This window comes from Pedobacter sp. MR2016-19, assembly GCF_014947265.1.
Lineage (GTDB): Bacteria > Bacteroidota > Bacteroidia > Sphingobacteriales > Sphingobacteriaceae > Pedobacter.
Genome location: NZ_JADCNK010000002.1, coordinates 543839 through 559711, shown reverse-complemented (window position 1 = coordinate 559711; position 15873 = coordinate 543839). Strand labels below are relative to the sequence as shown.

General features: G+C 38.6%; 16 protein-coding genes. 9 read left to right on the top strand and 7 right to left on the bottom strand.

Annotated elements, in window-relative coordinates:
- Positions 1-402: 402 nt before the first annotated feature.
- The 6 genes from IM793_RS04770 to IM793_RS04745 all read left to right on the top strand — a co-directional run bounded on the left by IM793_RS04770 (position 403) and on the right by IM793_RS04745 (position 4665).
- The gene (locus IM793_RS04770) at positions 403-2184 is read left to right on the top strand and encodes an aromatic amino acid hydroxylase (protein ID WP_193419955.1); all 1782 of its coding nucleotides are present in this window, start codon (positions 403-405) and stop codon (positions 2182-2184) included.
- Positions 2185-2215: 31 nt separating this feature from the next.
- Entirely contained in the window at positions 2216-2470 is a 255-nt protein-coding gene (locus IM793_RS04765; RefSeq protein ID WP_132394920.1) for a hypothetical protein, read from the top strand.
- Positions 2448-2828, top strand: coding sequence for a type II toxin-antitoxin system VapC family toxin (locus tag IM793_RS04760; protein WP_193419954.1), 381 nt, complete (start codon positions 2448-2450; stop codon positions 2826-2828). The genes IM793_RS04765 and IM793_RS04760 overlap by 23 nt, the downstream gene beginning before the upstream one ends.
- A gap of 60 nt (positions 2829-2888) precedes the next feature.
- On the top strand, positions 2889-3590 hold the full coding sequence (locus tag IM793_RS04755) for an SDR family oxidoreductase (protein WP_193419953.1): 702 nt from the start codon (positions 2889-2891) through the stop codon (positions 3588-3590).
- A 51-nt stretch (positions 3591-3641) separates the two neighbouring features.
- A complete protein-coding gene (locus tag IM793_RS04750; RefSeq protein WP_193419952.1) occupies positions 3642-4004 on the top strand; it encodes a DUF4870 domain-containing protein in 363 nt (120 codons plus the stop codon).
- Positions 4005-4119: 115 nt separating this feature from the next.
- Positions 4120-4665, top strand: a complete 546-nt coding sequence (locus tag IM793_RS04745) for a C40 family peptidase (RefSeq protein ID WP_193419951.1) — start codon at positions 4120-4122, stop codon at positions 4663-4665.
- Here the strand turns inward: IM793_RS04745 and IM793_RS04740 are convergent, their stop codons facing one another.
- From IM793_RS04740 to IM793_RS04730, 3 genes are all read right to left on the bottom strand, one after another.
- The gene (locus IM793_RS04740) at positions 4666-5271 is read right to left on the bottom strand and encodes a YdeI family protein (protein WP_193419950.1); all 606 of its coding nucleotides are present in this window, start codon (positions 5269-5271) and stop codon (positions 4666-4668) included.
- A 24-nt stretch (positions 5272-5295) separates the two neighbouring features.
- The gene (locus IM793_RS04735; protein WP_193419949.1) at positions 5296-6183 is read right to left on the bottom strand and encodes a flavin reductase family protein; all 888 of its coding nucleotides are present in this window, start codon (positions 6181-6183) and stop codon (positions 5296-5298) included.
- Between the two features lie 198 nt (positions 6184-6381).
- A complete protein-coding gene (locus tag IM793_RS04730) occupies positions 6382-7380 on the bottom strand; it encodes a fumarylacetoacetate hydrolase family protein (protein WP_193419948.1) in 999 nt (332 codons plus the stop codon).
- Positions 7381-7891: 511 nt separating this feature from the next.
- Between IM793_RS04730 and IM793_RS04725 the strand changes: the two genes are divergently transcribed.
- The 3 genes from IM793_RS04725 (at position 7892) to IM793_RS04715 (ending at position 10952) form a co-directional block, all read left to right on the top strand.
- Entirely contained in the window at positions 7892-9058 is a 1167-nt protein-coding gene (locus IM793_RS04725) for a homogentisate 1,2-dioxygenase (protein ID WP_193419947.1), read from the top strand.
- Positions 9059-9218: 160 nt separating this feature from the next.
- The gene (gene hppD, locus IM793_RS04720) at positions 9219-10349 is read left to right on the top strand and encodes a 4-hydroxyphenylpyruvate dioxygenase (RefSeq protein WP_193419946.1); all 1131 of its coding nucleotides are present in this window, start codon (positions 9219-9221) and stop codon (positions 10347-10349) included.
- A 132-nt stretch (positions 10350-10481) separates the two neighbouring features.
- A complete protein-coding gene (locus IM793_RS04715) occupies positions 10482-10952 on the top strand; it encodes a hypothetical protein (RefSeq protein ID WP_193419945.1) in 471 nt (156 codons plus the stop codon).
- 231 nt (positions 10953-11183) lie between these two features.
- On the opposite strand, the gene IM793_RS04710 is transcribed toward IM793_RS04715, so the two are convergent.
- From IM793_RS04710 to IM793_RS04695, 4 genes are all read right to left on the bottom strand, one after another.
- Entirely contained in the window at positions 11184-12920 is a 1737-nt protein-coding gene (locus tag IM793_RS04710) for a thiamine pyrophosphate-dependent enzyme (RefSeq protein WP_193419944.1), read from the bottom strand.
- An 804-nt stretch (positions 12921-13724) separates the two neighbouring features.
- Positions 13725-14243 carry a thioredoxin domain-containing protein gene (locus IM793_RS04705; protein WP_193419943.1) on the bottom strand — a complete coding sequence of 173 codons (519 nt, stop codon included), beginning with the start codon at positions 14241-14243 and terminating at the stop codon, positions 13725-13727.
- A 4-nt stretch (positions 14244-14247) separates the two neighbouring features.
- Complete coding sequence (locus IM793_RS04700; RefSeq protein ID WP_193419942.1) at positions 14248-14709, bottom strand: redoxin domain-containing protein; 462 nt, start codon at positions 14707-14709, stop codon at positions 14248-14250.
- A 66-nt stretch (positions 14710-14775) separates the two neighbouring features.
- Positions 14776-15693, bottom strand: a complete 918-nt coding sequence (locus IM793_RS04695; protein ID WP_193419941.1) for a DUF58 domain-containing protein — start codon at positions 15691-15693, stop codon at positions 14776-14778.
- Positions 15694-15873 lie beyond the last annotated feature (180 nt).

The following is a 15873-nucleotide window of genomic DNA, read 5'->3' as shown; positions in this document are numbered from 1 at the left end:
TCTGCTCATAAAATGCTCCTCTTAAAGTGTCCAACTTTTAGGGGGCAGTCCACAAGTGCCTCGTTCCGGGCTTTACGCACCAGTCGGGTTTAGGTGGCCACGGTACTGCTGCTATTTTCGTTTTTTAGCAAAGTGCAGGAAAAAACCAGCTTCATCAGCACAAGCCTTTGTGAATAAACGGGATGGAAGCGGCATCCCCCGATCCTTCATCGGGGATATAGCGAACAGCCCGACAGCACCTCACCAATGAAATGCGACAGCACCTTTCCTAATTATTAATCCATCATTTTAACCACCCGAAACCTTTATTACGGTAATCTGTCAATTTATGCAGTTGCTTTCTTGATAAGATAAAAACAACATCCTAACTTAGCTGCCGACCAACTTATTTCATAAATAACCATGAGCCATTTTAATGATTTTAATAATGCGCAGGTAGCAAAATTGCCCAATCATTTAAAACAATTTATTGTTGACCAGAATTACGAAAAATACACACCAATCGATCAAGCGGTGTGGCGTTATGTAATGCGCCAGAATTACAGTTACCTTAAAAATGTAGCTTATTACCCTTACATAAAAGGCTTACAGCGGGCGGGTTTAAGTATTGAGCACATTCCCGACCTGCAAACCATGAACGATAATCTGGGTAAGATTGGTTGGGGCGCCGTAACTGTTGATGGTTTTATTCCTCCAGCTGCTTTTATGGAATATCAGGCCTATAGGGTACTGGTAATTGCTGCAGATATCCGCCAGATTAATCACATCGAATATACGCCGGCACCAGATATTATACATGAAAGTGCTGGTCATGCACCTATTATTGCCGATACCGACTACAATAATTATTTAAGCTATTTCGGTTCGATTGGTGCAAAAGCCATGTTTTCGGCGAAAGATTTTGAACTTTACGAAGCCATCAGGAAATTATCGATTTTAAAAGAAGCTGTAAATGCTGATGAATTTGAGATTGCCAGGGCAGAAAAAGAATTGCGCTACATTAGTGAAAATATGGGCGAGCCTTCTGAAATGGCTTTACTTGGTCGCTTACACTGGTGGACAGTTGAATATGGTTTGATTGGTACGTTAGAAAACCCAAAAATTTATGGCGCGGGCTTGCTTTCTTCCATTGGCGAAAGCGCAACCTGCATGCAAAATGATGTAGCGAAACTTTGGTACAATATCGATACGATTAATTACGCCTACGACATTACCAAACCACAACCGCAGCTTTTTGTAACCGAAACATTCCAAAACTTGATTGATGTGCTGGAAGAATTTGCCAATACCATGGCCTTTAGGAAAGGTGGAACAGAAAGTATTATGAAAGCGATTGCCTGTAAAAACGTAGCCACAGCTGTTTATAGTTCAGGCTTACAGGTAAGTGGTGTATTTACGGATATAGGTGTCGGCACAAAAGATGAGGTAACTTTTATTAAAACAACTGGTGCTTCGGCGTTGGCGTTTAATGGTAAACAATTGGCTGGCCACGGGAAGGATTACCATGCTGATGGTTTTTCTTCGCCGGTTGGTCGGTTAAAAGATGCGGCAAAAGCACTGGAAGATTATAGCGCGGTTGAATTACAGGCCTTGGGGATAATTACTGGCGAAAAAGCTGAACTTACATTTGAAAGCGGAATTAAAGTTGCGGGAGTAGTGAAGGATATTATTACCGAAAAAGATAAACTGATTTTAATTGCCTTTGACGATTGTACGGTTACCGAAAATAACGGAAACATGCTTTTTAAACCTGAATGGGGCATTTATGATATGGCCATAGGCGAAACCATTGTTTCAGTTTTTAATGGAGCTGCCGACAAAGATGCTTACGAGGAGATTACTTTAATTAGCATGGAGAAAACGCATAAAATTACTTATGATGATAAAACCTTAAAACTGCACGGCTTATACCAAACAGTTAGAGAGATTAGGGAAAGTGGCGAAAACCTGGACCAGCTTGGCGAAATTTTCTTACAACTAAAAACAAACCACCGTCAGGATTGGCTTTGTGCCTTAGAAATTCTTGAGATTATTTACCATAAAAAGATTTATCATCAGCTGGAAAAGGAAATTCAGGTTTATCTGGAAATCAAAGCGGGTAAAGAGTTGGATCATACTAAACTGATTAATGATGGCTTACATGTGATTAAAAATCCGGTAAGTCAGCTCCTTGTGGAAGATTGATTAATCGCTTTAATTTCATTAACTTTACGTTATGACAACTATCACAGTACAAGTAGATAACGAACAAAATGCTGCGCTTCTTGAAAAGATGCTTAAGGCATTATCTTTTGTAGAAGATGTTGATATCAAAACCCATCAGCCCAATATGGTTGAGGAGCCTAGGGGATCCTATCAGAAATTAAAAAAAGCAATTGACAATACTGAAGGCAATTTAATGTTTAAGGATATTAAAGACCCATCTAAATGGCAAAGTGATTTAAGAGATGAATGGGAACGTAATATTTGATACGAACATTGTTATCTATTTATCTAAAAAACTTTTAGCTCCCGAAAAAGTATTTGCAGAAAATATCATTTATTGTATTTCCATAATATCAAAAATGGAATTACTTGGATATGAATTTAAAGACAGACGGGAAGAAAAATACATCAGCGAGTTAATTGGTTCTTTAAACGTTATACCTTTAAATGATGCTATAGTAAATATGACTATAGCTATCAGAAAAACTAACAAAATCAAACTGCCAGATGCTATTATTTATGCTACAGCGCAAGTAATGAATGGGAAACTCTTAACAAATAATATTGCTGATTTTGAAAAAATAAATGGCACCGTTACACTTGTTAACCCGCTAAATTTATAAAAACGTTTAATTCATATATCTTCAATCTTTTAACTTTACAACAATTTTTAATTCCTTTTAATGAACATTATAATTACAGGTGCCAGCAGCGGAATCGGTTTCGAAACGGCTTTAGAGTTTAGCTTACATAAAGAAAACAAGATTGTTGCCATTGCCCGTTCAGCAGATAAGCTGCGCAAACTCTTAGAAATTGCTAAAGGCATTAATCCAGATTGCACCCTTTTACCGGTAGAATTCGACATTGTAAACGATGATTATGCCGCGCTGATTCCTTTTTTAAAAGAACGTTTGGGTACAATCGATATCCTGATCAACAATGCGGGCGCTTTAATTAATAAACCTTTTTTAGAAACTACAGAAAATGATCTGGGCGAGATGTTACAGAGCAATGTAATCTCACATTTTAGGATGATTCAGCATATTTTGCCTTTAATGCAAAGTGGAAGCCACATTGTTAATATCGGCAGTATGGGTGGCTTTCAGGGAAGTGTTAAATTCCCCGGACTTTCTGCCTATTCGGCAAGTAAAGCCGCCTTGCATACCTTAACAGAATGTTTGGCTTTTGAATTAGCTGAAACCGGAATTAAAATTAATTGCCTTGCATTAGGATCGGCCCAGACAGAAATGCTCGAAACCGCTTTCCCTGGCTACCAAAGCCCGGTTATGGCTTTTGAAATGGGGAAGTATGTGGCCGATTTTGCAAAAACAGGACATAAATTTTTTAATGGAAAAATTTTACCAGTAGCAGTTACTACACCATAATATGATAATTTTTAGTAATTTACGGCAGTAATTGAAAAACTAAAAAAATCTATGGAAACAAATTCTCCTTTTAAAACAGTCGACAGTGGAAAAAATGCTGCTGTTGTTAGCTACATTTTTCTACTCGGATGGCTGATATCGTACTTTGCGATGTACAAAGACAACAAAACAGCGCTATCCAGCTATCATTTAAGACAGTCATTATTGCTTCATTTGGGTATGATTGTACTTTATGTAGCGGTAACTATATTGATCATGATTGTGCCAATCGCTCTAATTGGTTATTTAAGTTTTGTAGTTTACATTGCCTACATTATTTTGATCATCATAGGTGCTATAAGTGCGAATAATGGTGAGCAAAAACCGCTTCCGTTAATCGGCGACAAAGCGCAAACCATGTTCCCAAGTATTTAATCGAGGCCAAATATTTTAATTCGAGTCCGGGTAAGCTAACCCGGACTTTTTGTTTTAACTCATTTTCAACATTTTAACTGACTTTAGATATTTTTTATATCTTTGGCTCCAACATATGAAGAAAATAATAGTCCCGATTTTGTTTTTCATTTTGTCTGCCACGGCAGGAAAAGCCCAAACAATCTTACCCGCGCAATACCAGGAACTGGTAAAAAAATTAGTTGCAAGCCTTCCAAAAGCTACAACAGTTACGGAAAATAACTCTTCCACAAACTCCACAACCCTTATCGATTTTGCAAAAAGTATGTTAGGTATCCCCTATCGTTATGCTACAAGTAACCCGAAAGTTGGTTTCGATTGCTCTGGTTTTGTAAGTTATGTATTTAGCAATTTTGGCTTTAAAGTTCCACGTTCTTCAAGAGAGTTTAGCTATGCGGGTAAAGAAACCAGTTTAGAAAATGCTAAAGTAGGCGATGTATTGATTTTCACAGGCAGTAATTCAAGAATAAGAAGAATCGGTCATGTTGGGATTGTTTATTCTATTGATGAAAACGGGATCAAATTTATTCATGCCTCTTCAGGTAAAGCGCATCAGGTAACCATTACCGATCTTGACGGTCATTATAAAGCCCGTTTCATGAAAATTGTAAGTATCCTTTAGTTATTTTTTATACTTCCACATTCTCGTTTTGCCTTCTGCAAGCCACGCCAGAGTGGTTTCCAATCTTTTTATTCTGGTTGCTTCCGTTTTAGCTTCCTCAAGCCACAATACATAATCTTTTTTATTGGATGGACTGAAATTCTGAAATACCGCTAAAGCTTCAGGGTCTTCTTGTAAAGCTTCCATAAAATATTCAGGTATAACCAGTTCTTTCTTCTCAGTAGCTTTTGGTTTTGGTGGCAGTTTTATATTATCCTCATTTAATTGGATGGCTCGTTGAATATAGGCGATCAGAATTTCATCAGATGGCAGGTCATCAAAAGAGATTATTTTACCCATTAAACCCATTGCTTCCGAATGTTCTTTAAAAATGCCATACTCATCTTGCATTAACGAGCCTTTCCAAAAGCCAAAGGCACAATGATTCTTAAAGGAAGCCATGTGACAAACCGTGCCTTTATAATCGAAAAAAGGCATCCCCCATTTAATTTTCTCTTCAATACGAGCATCGGCTTTATGCACCAGATTCCTTAAATGATCCAAAATCGGAATGGCAAACTCTGCCGAATTGATAATATATTGGTCTACCTGAACAATTGTATGCATAACTTAAAGATTACGATAATAAATTTAAAGCAAAACAACCTTTAAAGCAAGTTCTACATCTCCATTAAAAAGAAACTTTTTAGCCAGTTCGTGCAGTTCCCTTTCGCGGGTGGTACTGTCGCCAATTGTAGCATCGAGGACTTCTTTAACTTCGGGATTTGTGTTGATCAGATCAATTTCCTCATCTGTGGGTATTTGCTCAACATTACCGAGCATACCTAAATCGTTTCCGGTTAACACTTTCGAAAAGCGGACTGATTGCGGTAAACGATCAACCCCGATACCTAATTTAGCCAAAGGTTTTGCCACTTTAAACAAATTATCTTTTGTAACTCTGCAATACCAATCGCCACCCAAACGGGCTACCAGATCGATTTTATGCTGATCTATCCTGCCGTTTTCATCTAAAATTTCTTCGTTGATGTGGATTACTTTTATTTCAGCCAGAATCAGGTTTCCTGCACCATGTCTATCGCCTAACGAAATTACTTCATTCACTACACATTCGAACTGTACCGGAGCCTCGGCTACTCTTGGCGGCCGAACCAGATCAGATTTCAACATGGTAAAACCAGCTTTCTCAAACTCGTTTACGCCTTTGGCATATTCGGTACTGGCCAGGCTCATCTGCTGCACCATATCGTAGTTTACAATATTGATCACGCACTCTTTTACTTGATGAACATTCTCTAAAGTGTGTTTGGTCGTATTATCGCGCACCCTTCTCGACGGGGAAAAAATACAGATGGGTGGATTTGTACTAAACATATTAAAGAAACTGAAGGGGCTTAAATTTATATTTCCTTCGGCATCAATAGTGGAGGCAAAACAGATCGGTCGCGGAGCGATTGCGTACTGTAGGTAGTTTTGTAGCTCTACAGGGGTTAAATCGGAGGTATTTAGGGTCAGCAAGGTTTTATTGAGTTAAATGTTGAACGCAATAGTTTAAAAGAAGTTATAACTCGAAAAATGTCGTCATCTCGACTGAAGCGTAGCGTAATGGAGATATCTATAATAGATTTCTCGACTTCGTTGCACTCCGCTCGAAATGACGACTTTTATATAAGATTTGAACTAAATCCGAAACTATCTGATTGAGACGACTTTATTTTAATTTTTCTTCAACGCTAAAATCGAAAAATCCGTATCAGCCTTCGTAATCGTATTGGTCAAAGCACCAAGCCCTGTTATTTCCATCTCCACAACATCACCTGGCTGTAACCATTGTACTTTATAATTTGGATCGTTAAGTAAACCAGTACCGTTTAACTCTAAGAAACAACCCGTACCCACTGTTCCGGAGCCAATTACATCACCTGGAAGGATATCTACTCCATAAGCACAACGTTCTATAATTTCGGCAAAAGTCCAGTCCATATCAGCAGCATTTCCTTTTGAAACTTCGATACCGTTTACTCTGCAGGTCATTTTAAGATCGTAAGCATTACCTACATGTCCTTCTTTAGGAGCAACCTTATACTGCAATAATTCATCAGGCGTTACCAGCCATGGACCAATTACGGTAGAAAAATCTTTTCCTTTTGCTGGGCCTAAATTCAACAACATCTCTTCCATCTGCAAAGTACGGGCGCTCATATCGTTCATCACCATATAACCTGCAATGTATTCATCAGCTTCAGCGGCTTTAATATTTCTTCCTTTTTTACCGATAACAATAGCAAGCTCCAATTCGAAATCCAGTTTATCAAAATGATCTGGCATGCATTCTATTTCTCCTGTACCCTGAATAGCGTTGTGATTAGTGAAATAAAAGATTGGATACTCATCAAATTGAGGGATCATATCGACCTTTCTGTTTCTACGTGCCGCAGCAACATGTTGCCTGAAAGCGTAACCATCACGACAGCTGGTTGGATGTGGAACGGGCGCCAAAATCTCATAAAAAATTTCTTCTTTGGCCTCCAGACTTCCTTCTTTAATCTGATCATCAATGCGTTTCGCCCTTTCCATTAATACCTCTCCTCCCTGCAAAAATTCGTTCATGTTGTCAGGAATAAGTTTATCGCAGCTATTTAAATTATAGATATGCCCATTTACAAACACACCAAGATGCTCCCTGTCTTCGGTTTTATAGGATACTAGTTTCATATATGATTTGGTTAAATACGCGGTAAAGCTAAGCAATTAGGCTATTCAAAATAAAACTTAAGCGTTATTATTTTAAAAAGATATGTTTCTGAAGGTTAGATTTAATTTAATGGAAAATCTTTGGTTACAATGTTTGTTAGAGCGTAATCGATCAATCAATCAATAACCTACGCAATATCCCTATTGGTGCGCTAGCAGCCAATACAAAATGTTAACCTCTGGCAATAACCAACGGTGCGGCTCTCTCTGAAGTGTATATATCGCATTAAAATTTTAACTTTTAAATAAAATACTTACCTTAGTACCATTAAAACCATGATCTTAAAAGCATTACATATTAATCTGGTAAACGACGCTATTGCAGCCCGTCGATATAAGATGCTATCCAAGCTGATCATGGCTCAGTATTCACTGTAATTTCATTCACCCTTCTTTTTAATTGAAACGCGTAGCCGTTTTAATTGTTAATTCATTAGGATTTTTTCTTTTCTAACCATAACATCATATCATTATGCCTATTTATCATAAATTGGGGCAGATTCCAGCTAAACGTCACACGGTTTTTCGTAAACCTGATGGAAATCTCTATGCCGAAGAATTGGTATCAACCGAAGGTTTTTCCAGTTTATATTCATTGGTTTATCATTGTCACCCGCCAACCATGGTAAAACATTTGGGCGAGCCTTATAGTGTTGAGCCAAAAATTGCACGCGAAAAACACCTGAAACATACCAGTTTAATTGGTTTCAATATTAAACCTGAAGATGATTTTCTAGAAAGCAGAAAAGCCGTTCTGGTAAACAGCGATTTGCATATCGTTCTGGCTGCGCCAAGAAAATCAATGACCGACTATTTCTATAAAAATAGTCAGGCCGACGAGATGATCTTCGTACATGAAGGTTCTGGCAAGCTGAAAACTGGATTCGGAGAAATTAAGTTTGCTTATGGCGATTATCTGATCATTCCAAGGGGAACCATCTATCAGATGGAGTTTGATACCGAACAAAACAGGTTGTTTATTGTAGAAAGTTTTAGTCCGCTAAGACCGCCAAAAAGATATTTAAACCAGTTTGGACAGTTAATGGAACATGCGCCGTATTGTGAGCGTGATTTGAGACTACCCGAAAACCTGCAAACCTTTGATGAATACGGCGATTTCAAGGTGCTGATTAAAAAACAGGGATTAATTTACCCATATATCTATGGTACGCATCCTTTTGATTATGTAGGCTGGGATGGTTATCATTATCCCTATGCTTTCTCTATCCACGATTTTGAGCCGATAACAGGCCGCCTGCACCAACCACCTCCGGTTCACCAAACTTTCGAAGGACACAATTTTGTGGTTTGCTCGTTTGTTCCCCGAAAATACGATTATCATCCCGATTCTATTCCTGCACCATACAACCATAGCAATGTAGATAGCGACGAGGTGCTTTATTATGTAGATGGTGATTTTATGAGCCGCAAAAGTGTGGTTAAAGGACAGATTACCCTACACCCAGGCGGTATTCCACATGGGCCACATCCGGGTACTGTAGAAAAATCAATTGGAAAAGAAAAAACTGATGAGCTGGCAGTAATGATCGATCCTTTTAAGCCTTTAATGCTTACACAGGACGCCGTGGATATTGAAGACGAAAATTACCACAAAAGCTGGCAGATTAACATAGAATAAAACTAGTCGGAAGTCTGGAGACCGAGGTCCGAAGATAACGTGCAGATGAAATAGATAACGAGCAATTATCCAACATTTAAACTTTACAACCTTAAAACATTTAAAAACAACATATCACATCCGACTTCGGACCTCCGACCTCGGACTTAAATAAAAACAAATGGAAACACAAACATTCGCAGAAAAGATAGCTAAGGCACCAGATTTTTTGCCAATTAACGGAACAGATTATATTGAATTTTATGTAGGCAACGCTAAACAAGCGGCTCACTACTACAAAACGGCATTTGGGTTTCAAAGCCTGGCTTATGCCGGCCCGGAAACTGGGGTACGCGATCGTTCGTCGTATGTATTGCAACAGGGTAAAATCAGGCTGATCTTAACCACAGCATTAAAATCTGATCATCCAATATCAGAGCATGTAAAAAAACATGGTGATGGGGTAAAAGTATTGGCACTTTGGGTAGACGATGCCTATAGTGCTTTCGAAGAAACCACAAAACGTGGTGCTAAACCATACATGGAGCCTAAGACTTTAACTGATGAAAATGGCGAAGTTAAAATGAGCGGTATTTACACTTATGGCGAAACAGTACACATGTTTATTGAGCGTAAAAACTATACCGGAACTTTTATGCCAGGTTACCGGGTATGGGAAAGTGATTATCAGCCAGCTGATGCGGGCCTTTTATATATTGATCATTGTGTGGGTAATGTAGGTTGGAACCGCATGAATGAAGCCGTACAATGGTATGAAGATGTAATGGGATTCGTAAATATTCTATCTTTTGACGATAAGCAAATCAATACCGAATATTCGGCTTTGATGAGTAAAGTGATGAGTAACGGGAACGGCTTTTCGAAATTCCCGATTAACGAGCCAGCAGAAGGCAAAAAGAAATCGCAAATTGAAGAGTATCTGGAATATTATGAGGGCGAAGGCGTTCAACATATTGCCGTAGCGACAAAAGATATTGTTAAAACCGTTAAAGAATTAAAATCACGTGGCGTTGAATTTTTAAGTGCTCCACCAGAAGCTTATTATGATATGATGCCTCAGCGTGTAGGCAAAATTGACGAAGAAATAGCCTTATTGGAAAGCCTGGGCATTTTGGTCGATTGCGATGAAGAAGGATATTTATTGCAGATTTTCACCAAACCTGTTGAAGACCGCCCTACCCTTTTCTTCGAGATTATTCAGCGTAAAGGTGCGCAGAGTTTTGGTGCCGGTAATTTTAAAGCACTATTCGAATCGTTAGAGCGTGAGCAGGAATTAAGGGGTAATTTGTAATACCATCCGTAATTTAAACTAAGGGCAATCAGTGATCTGGTTGCCTTTTTTATTTACTCATTTTTAGGTATGTAATTGAACCAATAAAATAACTAAATTTAGTTACACACAAATATTTAAACCTTAATCATTATGAGAACAAAAATCACGCTGGTTTTATTACTGGCAGCATCATTCAGCGGCTTCGCGCAACCAAAGGCCGAAATTGTCAAAACCATCAACCAACTGCTGGCAAAAGCTATCGGTGGAACGAATATCACTTTACAGAACGGCACGTCGACTGAATTTAAAATTACTGCTAACTCGTTTTATATCGATGAGGAAATGAATTTCGGTATTTTTACAATTGGAAAAACATTTGCCAGTTCAGATCGTGCCAAAGAAGAAAACAGCTACACATCCCAAATACAGACATGGAACGGGTTCAAGGTTAGTCCGGAACAGAATAGCGCAAATATTAAATCAATCTACCCGGTTTTTACTAAACGCGATGGAGAGCCTGATAATGATAAAAACGGAATAAAATATTATTGTTTAGCAGGCGATGAAGACAAATTGATAGCTGCGTTAACACAGCTGCAAGGACTTTATAAGAGAAAATAACTTTTAATTAATGTCGTCATTTCGAGAGATATATAACTAAGCTGAGAGCCACAAAGTGCTCAGCGAAGCTAAATCTGTTTAGATAGATCTCTCCATTCCGCTGCTCTTCAGTCGAGATGACGTTTTTTTTATTTAGCTCGTCATTCCCGCGCAGGCGGGAATCTTAATGCTTATGAAACATAACATGCATTAAGATTCCAATCAAGTTGGGAATGACGAAACTTTTCTAAACTACAACACTTCTCCCAAATGTTTATAATTCGATTTTATCGTATCAAAAACCTCACTCATTTTACCCCCCAGCATTAATTTTGCCATCGATTCTGTCATGCCTTTGATTTGTGCCCATTCTATTTTTGGTGGCATGGCTAAAGCATTTGGATTGGTCATCACATTTAACAAGACTGGTCCTTCCTCACTTAATGCATGACTGATTGCTGTTTCCACTTCTTCAGGCTTCGCCACAGTTATTCCTTTAAAGCCCATGGCCTGCGCAACCAATGCAAAATCAGGGTTAATCATATCTGTTTCATTATCTGGCAAGCCATCAACTTCCATTTCCAACTTCACCATTCCCAGGGCCCTGTTGTTAAAAACAATCAATTTTATAGGCAGGTTATATTGTTTAATGGTTGCCAGATCGCCCAAGAGCATTGATAAGCCACCATCACCGCAAAGCGCAATTACTTGTTGTTCTGGATGTGCCAATGCCGCTCCGATAGCCATTGGCATGGCATTGGCCATAGAACCATGGTTAAAAGATCCCAACATTTTACGTTTGCCTGTTCCATCTATAAAACGTGCTCCCCAAACGCAACACATTCCCGTATCTACCGTAAAAATGGCATCATCGGCTGCTAAACGATTTATGGTTTCAGCTACAAATTCAGGTTGGATTTTATTTTCCTCACCCTGATCTTTAACATAAACCTGCTGTGCTTCTTTAACTTTCTGGTAAAATTCTAATTGAGATTTTAAGAACCCTTCATCTGTCTTTTCGGTAAGAAGCGGCAACAATGCTTTTATCGAATCGCTGATGCTCCCACATAAACCCATGGTAAGTTTAGCCCTCCTGCCTAAACGCTCGGGTTTTTCATCAATCTGTACAATTTTGTTCTTTACAGGCATAAAATTTACATAAGGAAAATCAGTTCCCAGCAGAAGCACTACATCAGCCTCGTGCATGGCATGATAGCCAGATGGCTGTCCTAAAAGTCCTGTCATTCCCACTTCATAAGGGTTATTGTATTGTATCCCCATTTTGCCTCTGAACGAAAACCCCACAGGCGCCTTTAATTTACCTGCTAATTCTACCACTTCATCATGTGCTTCGGCGGCACCTATACCACAGTAAAGCATAATTTTCTTTTCACCATTAAGCAGGTCTGATAAATCTTTCAGCTCCTGGTCGGAAGGGCGGATTACTGGCTTATTGTTGAACAATTGCATAGCAGTTACGCTCTCCACCGCATCCAGTTGTGCCACATCGCCAGGCAAACCAAAAACGGCAACACCTTTTTTATGAACAGCATGCTGAACAGCCGTTTGAAACATTCTTGGTACTTGCTCCGCAGTGGTGGCTACCTGGTTATAGTAACTACAATCATCAAATAATTTTATGGTATTTGTTTCCTGAAAAAAGTCCATTCCAAATTCTCCTGTTGGTATGGTTGAGGCAATCGCAATTACCGGAACATGTGATCGGTGTGCATCGTAAAGACCGTTAATCAAATGCACGTGGCCAGGACCACAGCTGCCCGCACAACAGGCAATCCCGTCAAGTTCAGCTTCGGCCGCCGCTGCAAAAGCTCCAACCTCTTCATTCCGCACATGGATCCACTTTATTTTGCCATTTCTTCTTACAGCATCGTTAAAATAATTTAAACTGTCTCCGGTAACGGCATAAACTCTTTTTACACCAACCTCTACCAGCATTTCAACCAGTTGTTCTGCAACATTTTTACCCATGAAATTATTTTTTAATGATGGATTTTATATAGCTAATAAATAGCGGAAGCTGATATATTGTTTTAGACTAAAGCAGAAAAGAACCAATCTGACCTTGCAAAGACTTTATACCATCAATTGTAACATAAGTAAAGCTATAATAGCAGCATGAAGTTTCTTCACTAAAACTTCATAAATGAAGTGCACCTTTGATATAACAAAATACGAAGCGATTTCATTTTTGTTAAATTCTAAAAACTCATAATTAGTTTTTTAGTTTTCCGGTTACCCTTATCTGATACCTCATGTATTGCAAAATACATGAGGTTTTTTTATTAAATTAATCAATAACCTCAGTTCGAATTAGTGAAATATTTTGAAGGTTTCTATAAATATTTTTAATAATAACCGCCACCCTGACCTATAGCGTAGCGGAAAGCTACGCGGTAAACCGAGCCTTAAACGAGCTCACCTCAGGTAATTTATTTCAGGGTCTATCTAGCAGGAAAGATGCTGACCACGTAGTAGCTACCAGACAATTGAAACACTCTTCATACTTGTAAAACAAGTTCAGCATGACGATTGGGTCAAAAACAGGAGTTCAAAAGTTAGTTAATACAAGTAAATATTAATCGAGCCTAAGTAAATTCCTTCTATCTAATCTTTATGAAAACAAATTAAGCTACCTACTAATTTTAATGTTATACCTGTTAAATTTTGGTTTACCAGATCAAAATCAAGCGTTCCAAGCTATTTTTCTAAAAAAAAGAGGTTGATTTTCTGTAAAAAGAGAAGTCAAGTTTTAAAAACTTGACTTCTCTAAAATCACTCCGTACTTTCCTTAAGCATCTGGTACAAATCGGTTGCACCTCCGTCAAACTTGGTTCCGTTTACATAAAATGAAGGTGTTCCGTTTACGCCACTACGCATACCACTATCAAAATTGTCTTCTATAATAGTTTTGATATCTTCTGAAGCACTATCTTTCTGAAATTGCTCTAAATCTAAACCAATCGTTTCGGCCAGTTCGTCGAACAGCTCACCATCCAGGCGGTATTGATTTTCGTACAGCGCATCGTGCATTTCCCAAAACTTACCCTGTAAACCTGCCGCTTCTGCAGCAATAGCAGCAGGAAAAGCAAACTCATGCGCATTTGTCAAAGGAAAATGGCGGAAAACAAATCTGATCTGATGACCAAAAGTTTCTTCAATTTCCTTCATGATGGGATAAGCATCTCCACAGTATGGACATTGGTAATCACCAAACTCAACAATGGCAATACTTGCCGAATCATCACCTTGAATATGATCCTGACTGTTTATTTCGGGTTTTAATACACTCATCGCTTTATTTCTTACTTAGTTCTTCCAATGCATCCAAAATACCATCGGCACCAGGGTTAACGGCTACTGGTGATAAATAACTCCAGGCAATTTTCCCTTCTTTATCAATCACAAACAGTGCCCGTTTACTTTCACCAACTTCATCATCATATACACCATAAGCTTTAGACACAGCACCTTTTGGTTCAAAATCAGCCAGTAGCGGGAAATGTAGTTTTCTGTTTTCTTCGAAAGCAAGGTGGCACCAGACACTGTCTACAGAAACACCAAAAATTTGTGCATCATATTTGCTGAAATATTTTAACATTTCGTTATAAAGTGCCATTTGGTCGCTGCAAACCGGACTCCAATCCGCAGGATAAAAAGCCAGGATAACATTTTTGCCTTTAAAATCTTTAAGTTTTATTTTCTGATCGGGAGTAGCATTCAATTCGAAATCTGGTGCTGTAGCGCCTTTTTCTAACATATTATTGAGTTTAAATTTAAATCACTTAATAAACATCGCTAAAACTGCGTTGTTTGTAACAAAATTTCAACCTAATTTTTGCCGTTTGATTAAATAAGACTGAAGGATTGGGAAAAACCCTTCGTTCATATCGGCATCGATTAAGTCGATTTTATATTGAGCACATTTTAGCGCAACCTGCTGGCGGTAACTGGAAACAGCTGCGGTATAATTTTCCTTTACCTGGTTGGTATGTACTTTAATCGTTTCGCCAGTTTCCATATCAATAAACTGGTATGGTCGGTTTTCAAAATTAAAATCCACCTCTTTTGTTTTATCAACCACATTAAAAACCACAACCTCGTGCTTGTTAAACTTAAGGTGTTGCAACGCATCAAAAAACTGATCGGTTTTATCTGCACTAGTATGCGTATTGAAGAGATCACTGAACACAATTACCAAAGAACGTTTGTGGATTAGTTCTGCCACCTGGTGCAGTGCCTCGCTTAAATTAGTCTGTGCATTTATCTTCGGTTTGTGCAGCAGTTCTTCTAATTGGGTAAATAAATATTTTTGATGAACCGTAGTCGATTTTGCCGGAGAGTTTAATAGTATTTCATCCGTAAATAAACTCAAACCAAAGGCATCGCGTTGTTTCTTTAACAGGTACATCAAAGATGCCGTAGCCTGTATCGAGAAAATCAGTTTATTATTTTTCGGCTCGGGAAAGTACATTGATGAGGAAACATCAATCACAAACTGACAACGCAGGTTGGTTTCTTCTTCGAAACGTTTACTATAAAGTTTATCGGTTTTGGCGTATAATTTCCAGTCGATATTTTTAACATTATCGCCATTATTATACTGGCGGTGTTCCGCAAACTCAACCGAAAAGCCATGGAATGGACTTTTATGCAAACCCGTAATAAAACCTTCTACCACTTGCTGGGCGAGCAATTCTAAGTTACCATAGCTTGTTTCGTTCTCGTAGTTTACAGCCTGCATATCGTAAAGCTAGTAAAAGATTTATTAAAAAAATGAAAAACTAGCCAACACTTCCGAAGTTTCAAAGGCAAAACAACAACCAACTGCAAACCGAAAATTGCAAACTGTTAATTGATATGGGCGTTCCCCAAGGGTCGGGCTTTGCAGGGCTGGGCTGCGCTCCGGTACCGATGAAGGATC

Excerpts from the sequence above, each read along its gene's own strand:
- hppD (WP_193419946.1), top strand. The coding sequence starts at position 9,219 with ATGGAAACACAAACATTCGCAGAAAAGATAGCTAAGGCACCAGATTTT.
- IM793_RS04725 (WP_193419947.1), top strand. The coding sequence starts at position 7,892 with ATGCCTATTTATCATAAATTGGGGCAGATTCCAGCTAAACGTCACACG.
- IM793_RS04695 (WP_193419941.1), bottom strand. The coding sequence starts at position 15,693 with ATGCAGGCTGTAAACTACGAGAACGAAACAAGCTATGGTAACTTAGAA.
- IM793_RS04750 (WP_193419952.1), top strand. The coding sequence starts at position 3,642 with ATGGAAACAAATTCTCCTTTTAAAACAGTCGACAGTGGAAAAAATGCT.
- IM793_RS04700 (WP_193419942.1), bottom strand. The coding sequence starts at position 14,709 with ATGTTAGAAAAAGGCGCTACAGCACCAGATTTCGAATTGAATGCTACT.
- IM793_RS04740 (WP_193419950.1), bottom strand. The coding sequence starts at position 5,271 with ATGCATACAATTGTTCAGGTAGACCAATATATTATCAATTCGGCAGAG.
- IM793_RS04715 (WP_193419945.1), top strand. The coding sequence starts at position 10,482 with ATGAGAACAAAAATCACGCTGGTTTTATTACTGGCAGCATCATTCAGC.
- IM793_RS04730 (WP_193419948.1), bottom strand. The coding sequence starts at position 7,380 with ATGAAACTAGTATCCTATAAAACCGAAGACAGGGAGCATCTTGGTGTG.
- IM793_RS04755 (WP_193419953.1), top strand. The coding sequence starts at position 2,889 with ATGAACATTATAATTACAGGTGCCAGCAGCGGAATCGGTTTCGAAACG.
- IM793_RS04760 (WP_193419954.1), top strand. The coding sequence starts at position 2,448 with ATGAATGGGAACGTAATATTTGATACGAACATTGTTATCTATTTATCT.
- IM793_RS04705 (WP_193419943.1), bottom strand. The coding sequence starts at position 14,243 with ATGAGTGTATTAAAACCCGAAATAAACAGTCAGGATCATATTCAAGGT.
- IM793_RS04710 (WP_193419944.1), bottom strand. The coding sequence starts at position 12,920 with ATGGGTAAAAATGTTGCAGAACAACTGGTTGAAATGCTGGTAGAGGTT.
- IM793_RS04770 (WP_193419955.1), top strand. The coding sequence starts at position 403 with ATGAGCCATTTTAATGATTTTAATAATGCGCAGGTAGCAAAATTGCCC.
- IM793_RS04745 (WP_193419951.1), top strand. The coding sequence starts at position 4,120 with ATGAAGAAAATAATAGTCCCGATTTTGTTTTTCATTTTGTCTGCCACG.
- IM793_RS04765 (WP_132394920.1), top strand. The coding sequence starts at position 2,216 with ATGACAACTATCACAGTACAAGTAGATAACGAACAAAATGCTGCGCTT.